The sequence below is a fragment of the Sphingomonas sp. UV9 genome, assembly GCF_004101245.1.
GTDB lineage: Bacteria > Pseudomonadota > Alphaproteobacteria > Sphingomonadales > Sphingomonadaceae > Sphingomonas.
This window is the reverse complement of sequence record NZ_SCIN01000003.1, coordinates 163,526-182,177: the sequence shown is the minus strand read 5'-3', so window position 1 is coordinate 182,177 and position 18,652 is coordinate 163,526. Positions and strand designations below refer to the sequence as shown.

The 18,652-nt window shown below is 68.4% G+C and carries 13 protein-coding genes; 5 read left to right on the top strand and 8 right to left on the bottom strand.

Annotated features, from left to right (window positions below; genetic code table 11):
• The first annotated feature begins 30 nt into the window (after window positions 1–30).
• The 3 genes from hemC to EQZ23_RS19850 all read left to right on the top strand — a co-directional run bounded on the left by hemC (window position 31) and on the right by EQZ23_RS19850 (window position 2,840).
• On the top strand, window positions 31–936 hold the full coding sequence (gene hemC / locus EQZ23_RS13160; protein ID WP_128455581.1) for a hydroxymethylbilane synthase: 906 nt from the start codon (window positions 31–33) through the stop codon (window positions 934–936).
• Window positions 933–2,576, top strand: a complete 1,644-nt coding sequence (locus EQZ23_RS20315) for a uroporphyrinogen-III synthase (protein WP_240663569.1) — start codon at window positions 933–935, stop codon at window positions 2,574–2,576. Before hemC ends, EQZ23_RS20315 begins: the two co-directional genes overlap by 4 nt.
• A gap of 99 nt (window positions 2,577–2,675) precedes the next feature.
• On the top strand, window positions 2,676–2,840 hold the full coding sequence (locus tag EQZ23_RS19850; protein WP_164913452.1) for a hypothetical protein: 165 nt from the start codon (window positions 2,676–2,678) through the stop codon (window positions 2,838–2,840).
• Between the two features lie 52 nt (window positions 2,841–2,892).
• On the opposite strand, the gene EQZ23_RS13150 is transcribed toward EQZ23_RS19850, so the two are convergent.
• From EQZ23_RS13150 to EQZ23_RS13125, 6 genes are all read right to left on the bottom strand, one after another.
• Entirely contained in the window at window positions 2,893–3,684 is a 792-nt protein-coding gene (locus tag EQZ23_RS13150) for a DUF72 domain-containing protein (RefSeq protein ID WP_128454903.1), read from the bottom strand.
• Between the two features lie 62 nt (window positions 3,685–3,746).
• Window positions 3,747–5,204 carry a mannitol dehydrogenase family protein gene (locus EQZ23_RS13145; RefSeq protein WP_128454902.1) on the bottom strand — a complete coding sequence of 486 codons (1,458 nt, stop codon included), beginning with the start codon at window positions 5,202–5,204 and terminating at the stop codon, window positions 3,747–3,749.
• The gene (gene uxaC / locus EQZ23_RS13140; RefSeq protein ID WP_128454901.1) at window positions 5,201–6,613 is read right to left on the bottom strand and encodes a glucuronate isomerase; all 1,413 of its coding nucleotides are present in this window, start codon (window positions 6,611–6,613) and stop codon (window positions 5,201–5,203) included. The genes EQZ23_RS13145 and uxaC overlap by 4 nt, the downstream gene beginning before the upstream one ends.
• Window positions 6,610–7,896: an MFS transporter gene (locus EQZ23_RS13135; RefSeq protein ID WP_128454900.1), complete on the bottom strand. Its 1,287-nt coding sequence runs from the start codon at window positions 7,894–7,896 to the stop codon at window positions 6,610–6,612. Before EQZ23_RS13135 ends, uxaC begins: the two co-directional genes overlap by 4 nt.
• An 8-nt stretch (window positions 7,897–7,904) precedes the next feature.
• Window positions 7,905–9,116 carry a D-mannonate dehydratase ManD gene (gene manD, locus EQZ23_RS13130; protein ID WP_128454899.1) on the bottom strand — a complete coding sequence of 404 codons (1,212 nt, stop codon included), beginning with the start codon at window positions 9,114–9,116 and terminating at the stop codon, window positions 7,905–7,907.
• A gap of 10 nt (window positions 9,117–9,126) precedes the next feature.
• A complete protein-coding gene (locus tag EQZ23_RS13125; protein ID WP_128454898.1) occupies window positions 9,127–11,523 on the bottom strand; it encodes a glycoside hydrolase family 3 N-terminal domain-containing protein in 2,397 nt (798 codons plus the stop codon).
• Window positions 11,524–11,639: 116 nt separating this feature from the next.
• Here EQZ23_RS13125 and EQZ23_RS13120 point away from each other — a divergent pair, with 116 nt between their 5' ends.
• Both EQZ23_RS13120 and EQZ23_RS13115 read left to right on the top strand, forming a co-directional pair.
• Window positions 11,640–13,763, top strand: a complete 2,124-nt coding sequence (locus EQZ23_RS13120) for an alpha-glucuronidase family glycosyl hydrolase (protein ID WP_128454897.1) — start codon at window positions 11,640–11,642, stop codon at window positions 13,761–13,763.
• A gap of 36 nt (window positions 13,764–13,799) precedes the next feature.
• A complete protein-coding gene (locus tag EQZ23_RS13115; RefSeq protein ID WP_164913451.1) occupies window positions 13,800–15,050 on the top strand; it encodes an SGNH/GDSL hydrolase family protein in 1,251 nt (416 codons plus the stop codon).
• Between the two features lie 7 nt (window positions 15,051–15,057).
• Here the strand turns inward: EQZ23_RS13115 and EQZ23_RS13110 are convergent, their stop codons facing one another.
• Both EQZ23_RS13110 and EQZ23_RS13105 read right to left on the bottom strand, forming a co-directional pair.
• Window positions 15,058–18,075 (bottom strand): glycosyl hydrolase family 28-related protein, encoded by a 3,018-nt coding sequence (locus tag EQZ23_RS13110; RefSeq protein ID WP_128454896.1) that lies wholly within the window; start codon window positions 18,073–18,075, stop codon window positions 15,058–15,060.
• A 229-nt stretch (window positions 18,076–18,304) separates the two neighbouring features.
• A complete protein-coding gene (locus EQZ23_RS13105) occupies window positions 18,305–18,553 on the bottom strand; it encodes a LuxR C-terminal-related transcriptional regulator (RefSeq protein WP_240663568.1) in 249 nt (82 codons plus the stop codon).
• Window positions 18,554–18,652: the final 99 nt, after the last annotated feature.

Sequence of the window (18,652 nt, the reverse complement as noted above, 5' to 3'; positions counted from 1 at the left end):
AAGTCGCGCGGGTTATGCATGACGCGCAGGATGACACGGTTTCGGCTTGGTACGCGGGGGTCACCGCTGGCGCTCACTCAGGCGGGCATGGTGCGCGACGCATTGTGCGCGGCGCATGACTGGTCGGACGACGCGGTCGAGATCGTCGTGATCCGCACCACCGGCGACCGCGTGCAGGATCGCGCGCTCGCCGAGATCGGCGGCAAGGCGCTGTGGACCAGGGAACTCGATCGCGCGCTGCACGACGGCGATATCGACTGCGCGGTGCATTCGATGAAGGACGTCGAGACGATCCGGCCCGGCACGCTGCGGGTCGCGGCGATGCTGCCCCGCGCCGACGTGCGCGACCGGCTGATCGGCGCGGAGACGCTTTCCGACCTGCGCCAGGGTGCGGTGGTGGGGACGAGTTCGCCGCGGCGGCGCGCGCAGATGCTGCGGCTGCGACCCGACCTGGAGATCGTACTGATCCGCGGCAACGTGGATACGCGGCTCGGCCGGGTGGCGCGCGGCGAGATGGATGCGACGTTGCTGGCGGCCGCGGGGCTCGACCGGCTCGGGCGCGACGACGGCCATGCGATCCCGACCGACGTGATGCTGCCGGCGCCCGCGCAGGGTGCGGTCGGGGTCGAGGTGCTTGGGGCGGGACTGGCCGGGGCGATCGTCGCGGCGATCGACCACCGCGATACGAGCCTGTGCGTGCTGACCGAGCGCGCGTTGCTCGCGCGGCTGGGGGCGGATTGCCATTCGCCGGTCGCGGCGCTGGCGTCGCTTGCAGGCGAGACGCTGACGTTGCGCGCCGAGCTGATCGCCGAGGACGGCGCGTGCGACGTGTCGGGGTCGATCGAGGGAACGGTCGACGACGACCTCGGGACGGCACTGGCGGAGGACCTGCTGACCCGTGCCCCTGCCAGCGTCCGGCGACTGTTCGCGGCATGAGGACGATCGTGGCGCTGCGGCCGGAGCCCGGCAATACGCGCACCGCGACGGCATTGCGCGCGCTGGGACTGGAGGTGCGGCAGGTTCCTTTGTTCGCGGTGGTACCGGTCGACTGGACCGCGCCCGATCCTGCCACGTTCGACGGGCTGTTGCTCACGAGCGCGAACGCGGTGCGGCACGGCGGCACCGCGTTCGCCGCGTTCAAGCGCCTGCCCGTCGTCGCGGTCGGCGCAGCGACGGCGGCGGCGGCGAGCGAGGCCGGGCTCGCGGTCGCGGTGACGGGCGGCGAAGATGCCCGCGCGGTCCTAGCCGAGGCGCGGGACCGCGGGTTTGCGCGGTTGCTGCACCTCGCCGGACGCGATCGTGCGCCGACCGAGGACGGCGTCGAGGCGATTACCGTCTATGCGAGCGAGGCCGTACCGGTACCGGCGGACGTCGCGCGGTCGTTCGAGGATGCGCTGGTCCTGGTGCATTCCACGCGCGCCGCCACGCGGTTGGTCGAGCTGGTCGATGGGGCGGGCGCGGATCGCTCTCGCATTGCGCTGGTCGCCATCAGCCGGTCGGCCGGCGACGCGGCCGGTACGGGCTGGGCCGACGTCGCGATCGCGTCGGAACCGAGCGATTCGGCGGTCGTCGCGACCGCCGCTGCGTCTGCGAACACGCGCGCGATTGACCATCCGGCGCGCGGCGGGGATAAGCGGGCCATGAGCGACTACGTGCCGACCGATCGCCCACGGGCACGCGGACCCAAAATGGGTGTCATCCTTGCCTTGGTGGGCCTTGCGTTCGTCGCCGGCCTCGCGCTGATGGCGTATGCGGCCAAGACCGTGCCGTGGTTCGGTTTTACCCGTTCGACCACCGCGTCGACGACCGCGCAACAAAAGCTCTCGTCGTCCGCGACCGGCTATATCCCGTCGCAGCCGCTGGGCCCCGACGGCGAACCGCAGGCCGCCGCGCCGGTCGATACCGCGGTGCTGGCGACGCGCGAGGCGACGCTGGCGGCGCAATTGGCCGCCCTCGAGGCGCGCACCGCGGCGATCACGACGGATGCCAGCGCGGCCGGCGGACAGGCGACGCGCGCGGAAGGGCTGATGGTCGCGTTTGCGGCGCGCCGTGCGCTCGATCGCGGGGTCGGGCTCGGCTATCTCGAAGAACAGTTGCGACTGCGCTTCGGCCAGGCCCAGCCGCGTGCGACGATGCTGCTGATCCAGGCCGCGCGCCAGCCGGTGACGCTGGAGGATCTGCGCCAGGGCCTCGACACGATCGCGCCGGACATCACGACCTCGACCGGCGAAGGCTGGCTCGACGCGATCCAGCACCAGATCGATTCGCTGGTGGTGCTGCGCAAGGCCGGCACGCCCTCGCCGATGCCCGCCGACCGTCTCGCGCGCGTGCGCCGGTTGCTCGAAGCGGGTCAGGTCGAGGCGGCACGCGCGGAAGTGGCGCGGTTGCCGGGTGCAGCGCAGGCCAGCAACTGGATGAACGCCGCCCGCCGCTATGTCACCGCACGCCAGGCGCTCGACGTGATCGAGAACACCGCGCTGATCGGCCAAGCCGGGCAGCCGCAACCGGCGCCCGTGGTTATCCCGCCGCCAGTTGTGGAAACGACGACGCCGGACGAGGGCGCCGCCGGCATATAAGCGGGCAAACGTCGTTTCGGGTGTGGTGTTGATCTAAGTTGTTATCATTGCTGGCGACTTGCTAGCACGAGATTAACCCGCCGAGCCCAACCTGCGCCCATGAACCCGGTCATGCCCCGCAGTCCCAAGGACCTAGAACTCTGGCATGGGCGCCATATCCAGCTCGCCACCCTGGCGCTGACCGCGCAGGTGATGGAGATGCATCTCAGCCTTGCCGCATTATACCGAGAACAGATCGCCGTGATCCTGCTGGGTAGACTCTAGCGATATCGCCGGGAGCACGCGCGACGACGTGCTCGCTGCCGACGGGACCAAATCAACCGGCTACCCGCTCGATCAGCGCCATTGCCGCATGGGGCGCGCGGACCTTGGCGCCGTTGATGAAGAAGACGAACGTCTCGCGGGGGGGCTTCGCCGGGGCGGTGTCCTCGACATAGGGCAACCCGTCCGGCCGCCCGCCCGCCGCCCAAGTCTTTGCTTTGATGGCCCAGTCGTCGAGCGTGGTCGGGGCGTAGCCGGCGACGAAACGCTCCTCGGCATCCTCCAGTCGTGCGTAGACGAAATCGCCGGTGACGTCGGCGATCGCGGGGTATTCGGCGGACTGGGCGAACACGATCGCGACGCCCGCCGCGCGGCACATCGCGACGAACTCCGGCACCGCGAAACTCTCGTGCCGAACCTGGATCGCGTGGCGCAGCGCGAGGCCGTCCTGCTTGGCGGGCAGCAGTTTCAGGAACGCGCCAAAGTCGTCCGCGTCGAACGTCTTGGTTGCCATGAACTGCCACAGGATCGGCCCAAGCCGGTCGCCGAGCTCGACGATCCCCTGCCCGGCGAACTTTGCGATCGACTCGCCCGCCTCCGCCAGCACCTTGCGGTTGGTGCAGTAGCGCGAGGCCTTCAACGCGAAGACGAAGCCGTCGGGCACGGCCTTCGCCCAGGACGCGAAGGTCGCGGGCTTCTGGCTGCCGTAATAGGTGCCGTTGATCTCGATCGCGGTGACGCGTTCGGCCGCATAGTCGAGCTCGCGCTTCTGCGGCCATTTGTCGGGATAGAAGGTCCCGCGCCACGGCTCGTAGGTCCAGCCGCCAATACCGATTCTGATCGTCATGCGCCCGAGTGTAGCGCGGCCGGGACCGGATTGGCGATGGCGTATGCGTGCTCAGCCGAGCGTCATGCCGTTTCACCGTACGAGGCGAGCGCGGCGCGGGCGCCGGTGCGTTCGAGCCGGTCGAGACGCGCGACCAGCACGCTGCGCAGGTCCGGATCGGGGCGGAAGGCGAGCAGCCCGAGCAACGCATCGACGCGCTCGGTCGACATCGTCGCGCCTGCCACCGCTGCACCGAGCCGATCGGCGATCGGATCGTCGATCGCGAACGCCTCGCCCGCATCCGTCACGCCCGATTGCCAGCGCATCCAGGCCGCGACCGCCAAGCCAAGCGCATCGACCGACTGCCGCTTCGCGCGACGGTCGGCGATCGGTGCGAGCAGGCGCTGGGGGAGTTTCTGCGAACCATCCATCGCGATCTGGCGGGTACGATGCTGGAGCGCGGGGTTGGCGAAGCGCGCCATCAACGCCGCGCGATAGTCCGCAATGTCGAGCGCGGCGGGGGGATCGAGCGTCGTCGCGCTCTCGTCCCAGAGCGCCTCGACGAAGGCGCGCGCCTCGGGAAGTGCGACGACCTCGTGGACGAAGTCGAGCCCTGCCAGTCCACCGAGATAGGCGATCGCCGAATGCGCGCCGTTGAGCAGCCGCAGCTTCGCGTCCTCCCACGGCGCCACCGCGTCGGTCAGTTGCACGCCGAACGCCGCCAGATCGGGGCGTTCGCCGGCAAAGCGATCCTCGATCACCCACTGGGTGAACGGCTCCGCCTTTACCATCGCGTGATCCTCGACGCCGAGCGTATCCGCCAGCGCCGCGATATCGTCGGGCGTGGTCGCGGGTACGATCCGGTCGACCATCGTCTGCGGGAACGTCACGGTGGCAGCGATCCAGTCGTGCAGATCCGCATCGTGCGCCGCCGCCATCGCCAGCACCGCATCGCGCAACAGCGTGCCGTTGTGCGGCAGATTGTCGCACGAGACTATCGTCAGCGGACCGGTGCCCGCCGCATGGCGCGCGGCGAGGCCTGCAACGAGGAAACCGGGTGCGGTCCGCGGTGCGGCGAGCGAGGCGAGATCCTGTGCGACATCGGTATCGCTCGCGTGCAGTTTGCCCGTGGCGCGGTCGAGCTTGTAGCCCTTCTCGGTGATCGTCAGCGTGACGATGTGCGTGTCCGCCGACGCCAGAGCCGCGACGACAGCCGCCGGATCTTCGGGTGCCACGAGCATGTCCATGACCGCGCCGATGACCTGCAATCGCTCGCCGTCACCATCGCGTACGACGAGCGTGTAGAGACCGTCCTGCGGCGCCAACTGGTCGCGGACGCCGGCCGAGCGCAGCGATACGCCGGTGATACCCCAGCGCAGATCGCCGGCCGCCAGCGCCTGTTCGAACACCGCCGCCTGATGCGCGCGGTGGAATGCGCCGATGCCGAGATGGACCACGCCGCGCTTCACGCGCGACCGGTCGTAGCGCGGCCGGACGACCTCGGCAGGCAGCCCGTCGAGCGTGGCGGTCGACAGCCTCACAGCCGGTACGCCTGTTTGACGAGATCATAGGCGAGCGCGCGGGCCACCTCGTGGGCTTCGTCCTCTTCGAGCCGGTGTTCTGCCACGAGCCTGGCGAGGAACGCGCAGTCCATCCGGCGCGCGACATCGTGGCGCGCCGGAATCGAGAGGAAGGCGCGCGTATCGTCGTTGAAACCGACCGTGTTGTAGAAGCCCGCGGTCTCGCTCGCGCGTTCGCGGAAGCGGCGCATCCCCTCCGGGCTGTCGTGGAACCACCAGGGCGGGCCGAGCTTCAGCGCCGGATAATGGCCGGCGAGCGGGGCGAGTTCGCGCGAGTACGTATCCTCGTCGAGCGTGAACAGGATCAGGGTCAGCGCCGGGTTGTTGCCGAAGCGGTCGAGCAGCGGTTTCAATGCGCGGACGAACTCGCCCGGCAGCGGGATGTCGCCGCCCTTGTCGCGGCCGAACCGCGCCAGCACCGATGGATTGTGGCTGCGCGATACGGCGGGGTGAAGCTGCATCACCATGCCGTCCTCGACCGACATCGCCGCCATCTCGGTCAGCATCTGCGCGCGGAAGAGTTCGGCTTCCGCGGCGGTCGGCTCCGCCAAGACGCGGGCGTAGAGCGCCTCGGCTTCGGCAGGCGTCAGGTCCGCGGTCGCGGCCGAAGGGTGGCCGTGATCGGTCGAGGTGGCGCCCGCATCGCGGAAGCGGGCGCGGTGGAAACGGTGCGCGGCGAGATAGCCGGCATAGCTGCCGACATCCGCGTTCGCGGTCTCGCCGAAGCGGCGGACGTTGGCGGCGAAACCGGGCGTTTCCGGATCGACGACCGGGTCCGGGCGATAGGCGGTGACGACGCGGCCGTTCCAGTCGCTCGCGCGGATCGCGGCGTGATGCTCCAGCGGGTCCAGCGGGCTTTCGGTGGTCGCGATTACTTCGATGCCGAACCGGTCGAACAGCGCGCGGGGGCGGAAGGCTGGCGTCTTCAGCGCGGCGTCGATCGTGTCGTAATACAGGTCCGCGGTCGCGGGTTCGAGGCGGACGTCGATCCCGAACGCCTCGGCGAAGACCCAGTCGAGCCACATCCGCGACGGCGTGCCGCGGAACAGGTGATAGTTGGCGGCAAAGAGGCGCCAGATCTTGCGCGGGTCGGTTTCGGTCCTGCTGCCGTCGACTGTTGGCACGCCAAGCGCGTCGAGTGGCACGCCCTGGCTGTAGAGCATGCGGAACACGTAATGATCGGGCACGATCAGCAGCGATGACGGATCGCTAAATGCCTCGTCGCGCGCGAACCAGGTCGGATCGGTATGGCCGTGCGGGCTGACGATCGGCAGGTCCTTCACTCCGGCATGCAGCGCGCGCGCGATATCGCGGGTGCGGCCGTCGGCGGGGAACAGGCGGTCTGGGTGCAGGCGTAGCGGCTGGGTCATGCGAGGCGTTCCGGATCGACGGGGGTGTAGTGCGGCACGAGTAGATGGATAACCAGCAGTGCGACCAGATAGGCGCACCCGGCAACCGCGAAAATAGGGCCATAGCTGCCGACGCCGGCGAGGATCGTGCCCGCGAACTTCGCCATCAGCATGCCGCCGCACGCGCCCGCCAACCCGCCCAGACCGATCACCGAACCGCCCATGCCGCGGGGGAACAGGTCACCGGGGATCGCATAGACGTTGGCGGAGAACCCCTGGTGACACGCGCAAGCGAGGCCGATCGCCGCGACCGCCCACCACAGCCCGGGTGCCTGCGCCGCGAAGATGATCGGCAGCGCGAACAGCGAACAGGCGAACAACGCCGTTTTCCGCGCGCGGTTGGGCGTCTGTCCCTTCGCCAGTAGCCGCGACGAGAACCAGCCGCCCGCGACCGATCCGACATCGGCGAGCACGTACACGGCCACCAGCGGCGGCCCGAAATCGAGCATCTTCACGCCATATTGCCGATTGAAGAAATCGGGCAGCCAGAACAGGAAGGTCCACCACACTGGGTCGATCAGGAACCGGCCGAGCATGTACGCCCAGGTCTGCCGCAAGCGCAGCAGCGTGCGCCAGCGGACCGGCTTGGCGGGCGGCACCGGATCGGCCTCGATCCACGCCAGTTCCTCAGGCGTCACGCGGCGGTGCTTGCGTGGTGAGCGGTAGAAAGCGAGCCACGCGACCAGCCAGATCACCGTCAGCGCACCCGTCGCGACGAACGCCATCCGCCACCCGAACGTCACCGCGATCACCGGCACCAGCAACGGCGTCAGGATCGCACCGATGTTGGAGCCGGCGTTGAAGATGCCGATCGCCAGCGCGCGCTCGCGTTGCGGAAACCATTCGTTGGTCGCCGCCAGCGCGGCGGGGAACGCACCGGCCTCGCCGATCGCGAGCGGGATGCGCGCGAAGATCATCATGCCGGCGCTGGTGAACAAGGCATGCGCGACATGACCGACCGTCCACAAGGTCACCGCGACGGCATAGCCGATCTTCGCCCCGACCCGGTCGACGAACCGGCCGAACAGGACATAGGCGATGCCGTACGCCGCCTGGAACGCGATCGCGAGATCGGCATAGCCCTGCTCGCTCCAGTTATAGCGCGCCTGGAGTTCGGGCTTGAGCACCGGCAGCACGAGCCGGTCGATATAGCTGAGCGCGACGGCGACGAAGAGCAGCGCGCAGACGATCCAGCGGATTTTCCCGCGCGGTTTCTCGGGCGGGGCGGCGGGAGCGGATGCCATGACCGGGCTCACCAGTTGCACAGCGTGCCATCCTCGAGACGCGCGACCGGAAGATACGCCCGCTTGTAATCGTAGGTCGCGGCGAGATCCTCGTCGATGTCGACGCCCAGCCCCGGCGTCTCGCCCGGATGCATCATCCCGTCGTCGAAGCTGTACGCGTGCGGGAAGACCGCATCGGTCTCGTCGGTGTGCGGCATATGCTCCTGCACGCCGAAATTGGGCACCGACAGTCCGAAATGCAGCGCCGCCGCCATCGCCACCGGCGACAGGTCGGTCGCGCCGTGGCAGCCGGTCCGTATCTGATACAGATCCGCGAGCGCCGCGATCCGGCGCAGGTGCGTAATGCCGCCCGCATGGACGACGGTCGCGCGGATATAGTCGATCAGCTGGTTCTGGATCAGGTCTTTCGCGTCCCAGATCGAATTGAACACCTCGCCCACCGCGATCGGCGTCGTGGTGTGGTGGCGGATCAACTTGAACGCCTCCTGATTCTCGGCGGGCGTCGGATCCTCGATCCAGAAGAGATTATAGGGCTCGAGCGCCTTGCCCAGCCGCCCCGCCTCGATCGGCGTCAACCGGTGGTGGATGTCGTGCAGCAGGTGGACGTCCCACCCCATCGCCTCGCGCGCCGCCTTGAACAGGTCGGGGACGATTCGGAGGTATTTCTCGGTCGACCAAACGCTTTCGCTCGGCAGGTCGGCATCGGCGGGCTCGTAGCGCGCACCATGCTTGGCGACGCCGTAGGTCGAGGCGAGGCCGGGCACGGCGCATTGCAGCCGGATCGCCTTGTAGCCCTTGGCCTGCTCGGCCCTGGCGACGGCGATCGTGTCCTCGATCGTCGTGCCGTTGGCGTGCGCGTACACCATGCACGCGTCGCGCGCCGCACCGCCGAGCAACTGGTACACCGGCATCCCCGCGAGCTTGCCCTTGATGTCCCACAAGGCGGTATCGACCGCGGCGATCGCCGCCATCGTCACGGGCCCGCGCCGCCAATAGGCGCCCTTGTAGAGATACTGCCAGATATCCTCGATCCGGTGCGCATCGCGGCCGATCAGGCACGGCACGACATGATCGGTCAGATAGCTCGCGACGCTCAGTTCGCGGCCGTTGAGCGTGGCGTCGCCGAGCCCGGTGGTGCCGTCGTCGCAGGTGATCTTCAGCGTGACGAAATTGCGCCCCGGACAGGTGACGATGACGCGGGCGGAAACGATTCTGGGCATCGCAGGTCCTTCAAGCGATTTCGAGGATTGCGGTTTTCAGATGCGCGGAATCGGGTCCGGCCATGATCGTGAACAGGCCGGGTTCGACGACCTCGCGCATGTCGACATCCCACAGCGCGAACGCGTCGGGCCCGAGCGTGAAGCGCAGCGTCTTTCGCTCGCCGGGCGCCAGCGTGACGCGTTCGAACCCCTTCAGCTCCATCACCGGCCGCGCGACCGACGACACCTGATCGCGGACATAGACCTGCACGACCTCGTCGCCGGCGCGCTGGCCTATATTGGCGACGTTGACCTCGACGGTCACGCTGCCGGCGATGCCGATCTTCGCCGCCGACAACCGCGGCGCGCTGACCTCGAAGCGCGTGTAGCTGAGCCCGTGGCCGAACGGGAACAGCGGCGCGGTGTCCGCGAACAGATAGCCGCGCTGCGTCGACGGCTTGCGGTTGTAATAGAGCGGCACCTGCCCGACTTCGCGCACCACGGTGACGGGCAGCTTGGCGCCCGGATTGATCCGCCCGAACAGCGCCTCGGCCATCGCGGTGCCGCCCTCCTGCCCCGGATACCAGCATTCGAGGACCGCGTTCGCTTTCGCGATCACGCCCGGCCAGCTCGGCGGACGCCCGTTGATCGCGGCGATGACGATCGGCTTGCCCAGCGCGTGCAGCGCGTCGAACAGCGCGTTCTGTTCGCCCAGCAGGTCCAGCGTGGTGCGGTCGCCGAGATGATTCGCCGAGAACCCCTCGCGGCTGGTCTGTTCGGTATCGCCGATCGCGAGGATGATCGTATCGGCGCCGCGCGCGACCTCGACCGCCTCGGCGATCAGCGCGCGGTTCCTGGCGGGGTCGGCGAGCAGCACCTCGTCCTGCGACCGGTCCTCGCTCTGGGTGATGAACACGCCCTGCGCATGGACGACCGTCGCCGCGCTGCCGACCAGCGCCCGCACGCCGTCGAGCAGCGACACCGTCTGGCGTGGCGGCGCCGAATAGCCACCGAGCCGCGCGATCGCCGCGTTCGGGCCGATCACCGCGATCCGGCCCTTGGGCGCGAGTGGCAGCGTGCCGTCGTTGGTGAGCAGGCACATCGATTTCCGCGCTGCGTCCAGCGCTATCCCGCGTGCCTCGGCATTGCCGGTCAGCCGCGCAGCCGCTCGTGCATCGACCGACGACTCCTCGAACATGCCTGCACGAAACTTCAACGCCAGCATCCGCGCGCAGGCCGCGTCGACCGCTGCGATCGGCACCGTCCCCGCCCGGACCTGCGCCGGCAATGTGCGGAACGCGATCCCGTCCGGCAGCGCGCTGTCGACGCCCGCCGCCAGCGCCAGCCGCGCGGCATCGCCAAGATCGCGCGCGATGTGATGGATCGTGTCGAGTTCCTCGATCGCGCCATAGTCGCTGACGATCGCGCCCGAGAATCCCCATTCGCCGCGCAGCACGTCGCCGAGCAGCCAGTGGTTCGCATGGCTCGGCACGCCGTCGATCTCGTTATACGACGGCATCACCGCGCCGATCCCGGTGCGCGTCACGACCGCGCGGAACGGCGGGAAGAAGCTTTCGCGGAGTTCGCGCTCGCCGATCGGTGCGGGGCCGATATTGTTGCCGGCCTGGGGCTGGCCGTGGCCGGTCATGTGCTTGAGCGTCGCGAACACCTTGCCAGGTGCCAGCGTCGTGCTGTCGCCCTGCAGTCCCTCGACCGCGGCGACGCCCATTTCGCCGCACAGATACGGGTCCTCGCCGAACGTCTCCTCGATCCGTCCCCAGCGCGGATCGCGGGCGATATCGACGACCGGCGACAGCGACAGGTGGCTACCGTGCGCGCGCACCTCGCGACCGATGATCACCTGCGCGCGCCGCATCAGGTCGCGATCGAACGCGCCGGCCATGCCGATCGCCTGCGGGAACATGGTCGCGTCGGGCGCCATATAACCGTGGAGCGATTCCTCGTGAAAGATCACCGGGATGCCGAGCCGCGTGCCTTTCGCCCAGCGCTGGACCGCGTTGACGAACGCGATCGTCGAGGTCGAGCCGCGGAACCGTGCACCGGTGCCGCCTGCCACCGCCGCCACCGATGGGCCGCCGCGCAGGTCCGACGGGCGCGTGACCTGGCCGAAGCCCGCCGGATACGCCGCGGTCGCCCGCGCCGGATCGAAATCGAGCCCGCCCGGCGTCATCACATCCGCCTTGGTCGCCCACAGCGAAATGGTCTGGCCAACTTTCTCTTCCAACGTCATCCGCGCCATCAGGTCGCGGACCCTGAGATCGATCGGCGCGCGAGCGTCACGGTAGACAGCCGACGCGGTCGCGGCATGGGCGACCGCGGGGATTAAACCGACGACGGAAACCGAGGCGAACAGCCCCAAAAGGCCGCGGCGGGTCGGCGCGAGCGAGGTGGTCTGCGTGCCGAACATCCATTATCTCCTGAAATGAAACGCAGCATTGCTGTCGAAGCCGTCGTCGTGATAGCGATAACATGGCTGATCATCCGCGATCCTGTCAATGTGGCGCGGAACGGCGGGAGAGGATTATGACGCAATTCGGCCGATGGATCGGTAAGTTCGCGCTGCTGTTCGGTGCGGTAATTGGTTTGACCGGACCGGCACAGGCCGAGGACGGCTACGACCTCTGGCTGCGCTATCATGCCCCGGCGGCAACGCCTGCGCGGCGCGCCCCGACGGTCGAAGTGCGCGGCGATACGCCGACGCTCCGTGTCGCTGCGGAAGAATTGCGGCGCGGCGTTGGCCTGTTCGGGACGAACGCACCGCCGATCCTGTTGGCCACCGCCAACGATCGCGACGTCGCGGCACTTCGCTTGCCCTTGGCCGCGCTCGGCGACGAGGGATACCGGGTCGGCCAGGTCACGCTCGGCAACCGCCGTGTCCTCCTCGTCACCGGCAACACCGATCGCGGCGTGCTCTACGGCAGCTTTGCGCTGCTGCGTCACCTCCAGACCGGCGGCAGCCTCGACCGGATCGCCCTGACCTCGATCCCCCGCGTGAAACTGCGCGTGCTGAACCATTGGGACAATCTGGATGGCGTGGTCGAGCGCGGCTATGCCGGCGTGTCGCTATGGGACTGGTGGACGCTCCCCGATTTCCGCGACCCGCGCTACACCGATTACGCGCGCGCCAACGCATCGATCGGGATCAACGGCACCGTCCTCAACAACGTCAACGCGAAGGCCGACAGCCTGACCGCGCCGTATATCGCCAAGGCGGCGGCGCTGGCCGACGTGTTCCGGCCGTACGGTATCAAGGTGTATCTTTCGGCGCGCTTCTCGGCCCCGATCGAAATCGGTGGCCTGAAGACCGCCGACCCGCTCGACCCGCAGGTCGCGGCGTGGTGGAAGGCAAAGACCGACGAAATCTATCGCAGCATCCCCGATTTCGGCGGCTTCCTGGTGAAGGCGAACAGCGAGGGCCAGCCGGGACCGCGCGATTATCACCGCAGCCACGCCGACGGCGCCAACATGCTCGCCGCCGCGGTTGCGCCGCATGGCGGGATCGTGATGTGGCGCGCGTTCGTCTATGCCGAGACCGACCCGGACGACCGCGCCAAACAGGCCTATACCGAGTTCAAGCCGCTCGACGGCAAATTCGCGTCCAACGTCATCGTCCAGGTCAAGAACGGCGCGATCGACTTCCAGCCGCGCGAACCGTTCCACCCGCTGTTCGGCGCGATGCCGAAGACGCCGCTGATGATCGAATTCCAGATCACCAAGGAATATCTCGGCTTCGCGACGCACCTCGCCTATCTCGGCCCGCTGTTCGCCGAGACGCTCGGCAGCGAGACGTTGCAGACGCCTGGCGAGACCGTCGCGACGGTCGTCGATGGGGCAGCCGAGGGTCACACGCTGACCGGCATGGCGGGCGTCGCCAATATCGGCCGCGATCGCGACTGGGCTGGCGCGACGTTCAACCAGGCGAACTGGTACGCGTTCGGCCGGATGGCGTGGGATCCGACGCTCGGCGCCGCGCCGGTCGCGCGAGAATGGGCGGCGATGACCTTTGCCCCCTCTCCCAAGATCGTCGATCCGGTTGTCGCCATGATGATGGGATCGCGCGAGGCGGTGGTCGACTATATGACGCCGCTCGGCCTCGCGCACGTCATGGCGACAGGGCATCATTACGGCCCCGCCCCTTGGGTCTCGGACCTCAAGCGGCCCGAATGGAACCCGGTCTATTACCACCGCGCCGACAAGGCAGGGATCGGTTTCGACCGGACCAAATCTGGCAGCAACGCAGTCGTGCAATACGCCCCCGCCCTCGCCCGAAAGCTCGCCGATCCGGCGACCACGCCGGAGCGCGACCTGCTGTGGTTCCACCATGTCGCGTGGGATCGGCGGATGGCGTCGGGCCGGACCTTATGGGCGGAGATGGTCCATGATTATGATTCGGGCGTCGGTTACGTCGCGGACATGCGCCGGCAATGGGATGCGCTGAAGCCGCAGATCGACGCCGAGCGCTGGGGCAAGACCGCGACCTATCTGGCGGTCCAGGAACGCGAGGCACGGTGGTGGCGCGATGCGAGCCTTGCCTATTGGATGTCGGTCAACGGCCTGCCGCTGCCGGCCGGCGCGGCCGCACCGGCTCATGACCTGGCCTGGTACAAGGCGCAGCGCTTTCCGTACGCGCCCGGCAATCCGCAATAACTGCGCGCTGACACCACAGAAGAGGACGAGAACGCGATGACGAGACGGTGGCCGGTAGCGCTGATGTTGGGCGCCCTGATCGTGACGGGCGCAGGCGCGCGGGACACCGCACGGGATACTGCGCCGGCACGGAACACGCACTGGATCGCGACATGGGGATCGTCGCAGATGATCGCCGAGGGTGACAATGCGCTCCCTGCCAGCCGGGCCGGCGCGATCACGCTGCGTCAGGTCGTACGCGTATCGGCCGGCGGTGAGCGCGTGCGCATCAGGGTCTCCAACGCGTTCGGTACGCGCCCGCTGGCGATCGGCGGGGCGCACCTTGCCCGGTCGGTCGCACCCGGCACGCCGCGCATCGAAGGCGGCGCTCGGCTGAGCTTCTCGGGACAGAGCGACGCCGTGATCCCGGCCGGTGCGGAAATCTACAGCGACCCGGTCGCGCTCCGTGTCGCAGACGGCGCCGATCTGGCCGTCAGCCTCTATTTGCCGGAAGCCGCCAGCCCGCAGACCGGCCACCCCGGCTCGCGTGCGACGAGTTTCACGCTGGCCGGAAACGCGGTTGCGGACGCGACGCTGGCGGGCGCGACGCCGACGACACACTGGTATGCGCTCGCGGATGTCGAGGTCGCCGGTGCACCGACCGCGGGTACGATCGCCGCGATCGGCGACTCGATCACCGATGGGTACGGCGTGAAACCCGAGCGCAATACCCGCTGGACCGACGTGCTGGCCGAGCGGCTACGCGGCACTGCGGCGACCCGCGCGATCGGCGTCGTCAACGCGGGGATCGGCGGCAATCGCATCCTGCTCGACGGTCTCGGCCCCAATCTGCTCGCACGCTTCGACCGCGATGTCGTCGCGCGCAGCGGCGTGCGCTGGGCGATCGTACTGGAGGGCGTGAACGACCTTGGCGTGCTGACCCGCGAGGCGCCTGCCACCCCAGCGCAGCATGCCGCGCTGGTCACGCAGCTCAAGGCCGGCTTCACCCAACTCGTAGCACGGGCGCATGCCCACGGGATCAAGGTGATCGGCGGCACGGTCATGCCGTTCGCGGGCAACACCTATTACCATCCCGATGCCGCCAACGAGGCCGATCGGCAGGCGGTCAACGCGTTCATCCGCACATCCGGCGTGTTCGACGCGGTGATCGATTTCGACCGGTCGATGCGCGATCCGGCGCATCCCGACCGACTGTCGCCGCGCTATGATTCGGGCGACCATCTTCACCCGTCCGAGGCCGGATACCGTGCGATGGGCGAGGCCATACCCCTCGCCCTCTTCCGCTAGCCGGCGTCTAGATACCGGTCGCGTACAGCGCGTGGTGCGTCAGGATGAACAAGGTGCGGCGGTCGGCCCCGCCGATCACGAGTTGCAGCGGACGCTCGGGGACGTCGATGCGGCGGGCGAGCGTACCGTCGGGGGCGTAGACGAACACCTGGCCGTTGGCGACGTAGAGGTTGCCCGCCGCATCGCGCGCGACGCTCTCGCCGCCGCGATCGGCGACGACCTTGAGGTCGGTCAGGCGACCCTGATCGCCGACGACGCCGCTATAGGTCCGGTTCTCCGAGGCGTTGGTCAGGACGACGCGTTCGCCGGGCGCGGCGGCGACGAAGCCGTAGCTGTCGAGCGTGTCGGACCAGCGCCAGCCGCGGTGATCGTCCGGCCCCTGGTTCCAGACGCGGAACGCCGGGAGGACGAGCGATCCGTCGGGCGAGACATAGTCCTGCGGCTTGGCCTCGCCCATCTTGCCGGTGAAGAAGTCCGCCATCGTCGGGTAGGTGTAGGTCGCCGGGTCGATCCGGTCGGCGAACTCGCCATTCGCCCAGACGTTGACGGGCAGCAGGGTGGCCGCGCCGCGGTGCCGGCCGGCGGCTGTCGGGGCGATCACCGTGACCTCGGCGGGCTTGGTCGGATCGATGCTGTAGACGGTGCCGTCGCGTCCCGCGGAGGACTGGACGAGCAGCTTGCCCGAACGATCGACCGCGAGGTTCACCGCATCGAGTGGCGCATCCGCGACGATCGACAACCCCTCGGCCTTGGTCCAGCCATGGATCCGCTGGAACTGCCGATCGATGAAATACAGTTTCCCCTTCGCATCGACCGATCCGCCGGCGATCGAATAGAAGCCGTCGGCGAGCTTCTCGACGCCAGGCGATACCGGGATCGCCGGCTGGGTCGCGGGGGTCGCGGGGGCGGCCGGCACGTCGAGCCGGGCGAACTCGCGCTCGCGCACCTCCTGCTGGCGGGTCATGTCCTTGATCGCGTTCTCGAACGGGAATTTGCTGGCGCGCAGATACGTGCCGCAGCCCTTCGCGTCGCAGCTCGCAAAGCCGCTTTCGGCGTTCACATGGACGTTGCGAAAGCGGATATCGCTGGAATTGTAGAGCTTTACGGCGGCATCCATCGGCTTGATCGTGCGCGTTACGCGGTAGCCATGGTAGTTGGCGAACAGGATGTTGCGCGAATTGCGGATCTCGGTCGAGATGGCATCCACCCCGTCGCGCACCTCCTGCTCGGTCTGCGGCGCGAGAAACTCCCAGTTCTCGACATTGTCGAGGACGATCTCGGCGCGATAATGGTGCTCGGCGGAGAGTTCGTAGACATGGCCAGGGGTCTTGGTGTTCGAGACCTGGAAGCCGGCCGAGGCGAGCGTGTTCGGCGACCAGATCGCCGCGAAGGTGCCGCCGCCGCCGTCCGTCACCCAGATGCTCGGATGCTGCCCGTCGAAGCGCGCGCGCGGATCGCCGAAGCCGATCGGGCTGCCCTTGGTCAGCACGGTGCCGCCGCCGCCCTGAATCTTGACGTCGTTGACCATCGACGCTTCGCCGGCCTTCCAGAGAAGCGCGGTCGCGCGCGGGTTCACGCCGCCGGTCCACAGACCGAGGCCGGAGACGATCGCGTTGCCCCCCTTCGCGCTCTGCAGCAGTGCCTTCGGGCCGCCAACGCCCATGTACGCAGGCGTCTCGTCGGGCAGATAGAGATGCGTGAGGCTGGGGTGCAGCGAGATCAGGACGCTGTCGGGGCGTAGTCTGATCGTATCGGTGACGCGGTAGCGACCGACCGGAAGATACAGCACGCGGTGCGTATCGATCGCGCGCTGCAACGCCGCGGTGTCGTCGGTGGTATCGTCGCCCTTCACGCCAAGATCGTGCGCGTTCGCCCAGTCTCGGACCGGTGGCATCGCGCGGATCGCCGAGGTGCGCCGGGCGGGCATGCGCGCGAGCGGCGCCATCTGGATGTCGGTCGCATAGTGGCCGATCGCGCCCAGCCCGGCGAGCTTCAGGCCGTAGGAGAAGTCGCTGACCCGGTAGTTTGGCCCCGCGCCCGCCACGGCCTTTCCGCTGTCGCGGAAGCGGACGAAGGTCGGCGTGTTCGACGCCAGCGCATTGTCGAAGCCGATCTGCGTGAAGACGCTGTTCTCGGCCGAGACGATCACGCCCGCCTGCGACACGTTCTCGAACCGGACGTCCTTGCCCCAGAGCGAGTCGGAATAGCCGCGGTCGATCTCGATCCCGACCGGCGTGTCGCGGATCGCGACGTTCACGAGCGTCAGGTCGACCTCATGCTCGCGGATCGCCGCATCGCGCTGACCCTGGAACTCGGAATCGATCAGCGTGAACTGCCACGCGGGCGAGGTCTTCTCCGACATGATGCCGTAGCGACCGCCGAAGAAGCGCAGATTCTCGAATTCGTTGCCCGCCTGGTAGACGCCGGCGAGACCCGAGCCGATGTGGAAATCGACGTGGCGAAGATAGCCGTGCTGCGCGACGCGAAAACGGACCGCGACCGCACCGGCATTGCCCGCGCCGATCCGGAAATCGACGTTGGACAGCGCGGAATAGAAGGTGCTGGAGGTCGCGTCGAAGATCGACGGATCGAACGGTACGCTGGTGCGCGGCGGCACGGGCGCCTTGCCGACCCGGTATTGATCCTCGCCGGTGAACGCGACCATCGCCGCGACGCCCGACGCGTAGCCCGCACTGTTGTCAGCGAGCACAATCTCCGGCCGGGTCGGGCCGATCCCGAAGATGCGGACGGCGGAACGGACGAAGATCGTCCGGCTGATCCGGTAGCGACCCGAGGGCAGGAACACGACGCCGCCATGGCCACCGGCCGCCGCCGCATCGATCGCCTGCTGGATCGCCGCGCTGTCGTCGGCGCGACCGTCGCCGACGCCCTTGACGGTGATCGCGCGCGGATCGTCGGGCTGGGTGAGATAGACCGAAACGGACTTCGTGGGCGTCGCCGGTTTTGCGAATGCGGGCGCGGCGATCAGAAGCGCCGTCCCGCAGAGCAGCCATTTCGCAACCATCGTCCGTCTCCCGTTATCAGGACAGCAGTCCTACCGTTCGTGGGGGCCTGCTTCATCTGCGACGAAGGTCGTATCTTTGGGGGGCTTTCCGATCCTCCCCCTGGCGGGGGGAGGTGGCTGGCGCTTGCCAGACGGAGGGGGAGGAAAGGGAAAACCCCGGTTGCGTGTCCTCCCCCTCCGTCGCCTCCGGCGCCACCTCCCCCTGGCGGGGGAGGATAAAAAAGGGGCGTCAGATCGCTAGTGTCTGTGCGAGGATCGCCGCCTGGGTGCGGTTGCGGACGTTGAGCTTGCGCATCAGCGCGGTCATGTGGACCTTCACGGTGGCCTCGGCGATGCCGAGATCGAACGCGATCTGTTTGTTGAGCAGGCCGGAATGGACGCCGCGGAGTACCCTGATCTGCGTCGGTGTCAGCGCGACGTGGGTCGCGGCGATCGTCGCAGCTTGGGGTTGGCGCGTGTCGTGTGCGGTCCCTTCCATGGTCATCCTCCCTGTGCTTTGGCCAGTGTCGCGACGGGTCATCACCGCGACATCGTGGTTTGCGCTACCGATCCAATGCTCCGCTTAATACGGATTCGG

What these genes read in the sequence shown, in the direction of transcription:
- hemC (WP_128455581.1), top strand. Translation starts at nt 31, where the DNA reads ATGACACGGTTTCGGCTTGGTACGCGGGGGTCACCGCTGGCGCTCACT.
- EQZ23_RS20315 (WP_240663569.1), top strand. Translation starts at nt 933, where the DNA reads ATGAGGACGATCGTGGCGCTGCGGCCGGAGCCCGGCAATACGCGCACC.
- EQZ23_RS19850 (WP_164913452.1), top strand. Translation starts at nt 2,676, where the DNA reads ATGAACCCGGTCATGCCCCGCAGTCCCAAGGACCTAGAACTCTGGCAT.
- EQZ23_RS13150 (WP_128454903.1), bottom strand. Translation starts at nt 3,684, where the DNA reads ATGACGATCAGAATCGGTATTGGCGGCTGGACCTACGAGCCGTGGCGC.
- uxaC (WP_128454901.1), bottom strand. Translation starts at nt 6,613, where the DNA reads ATGACCCAGCCGCTACGCCTGCACCCAGACCGCCTGTTCCCCGCCGAC.
- EQZ23_RS13135 (WP_128454900.1), bottom strand. Translation starts at nt 7,896, where the DNA reads ATGGCATCCGCTCCCGCCGCCCCGCCCGAGAAACCGCGCGGGAAAATC.
- manD (WP_128454899.1), bottom strand. Translation starts at nt 9,116, where the DNA reads ATGCCCAGAATCGTTTCCGCCCGCGTCATCGTCACCTGTCCGGGGCGC.
- EQZ23_RS13125 (WP_128454898.1), bottom strand. Translation starts at nt 11,523, where the DNA reads ATGTTCGGCACGCAGACCACCTCGCTCGCGCCGACCCGCCGCGGCCTT.
- EQZ23_RS13120 (WP_128454897.1), top strand. Translation starts at nt 11,640, where the DNA reads ATGACGCAATTCGGCCGATGGATCGGTAAGTTCGCGCTGCTGTTCGGT.
- EQZ23_RS13115 (WP_164913451.1), top strand. Translation starts at nt 13,800, where the DNA reads ATGACGAGACGGTGGCCGGTAGCGCTGATGTTGGGCGCCCTGATCGTG.
- EQZ23_RS13110 (WP_128454896.1), bottom strand. Translation starts at nt 18,075, where the DNA reads ATGGTTGCGAAATGGCTGCTCTGCGGGACGGCGCTTCTGATCGCCGCG.
- EQZ23_RS13105 (WP_240663568.1), bottom strand. Translation starts at nt 18,553, where the DNA reads ATGGAAGGGACCGCACACGACACGCGCCAACCCCAAGCTGCGACGATC.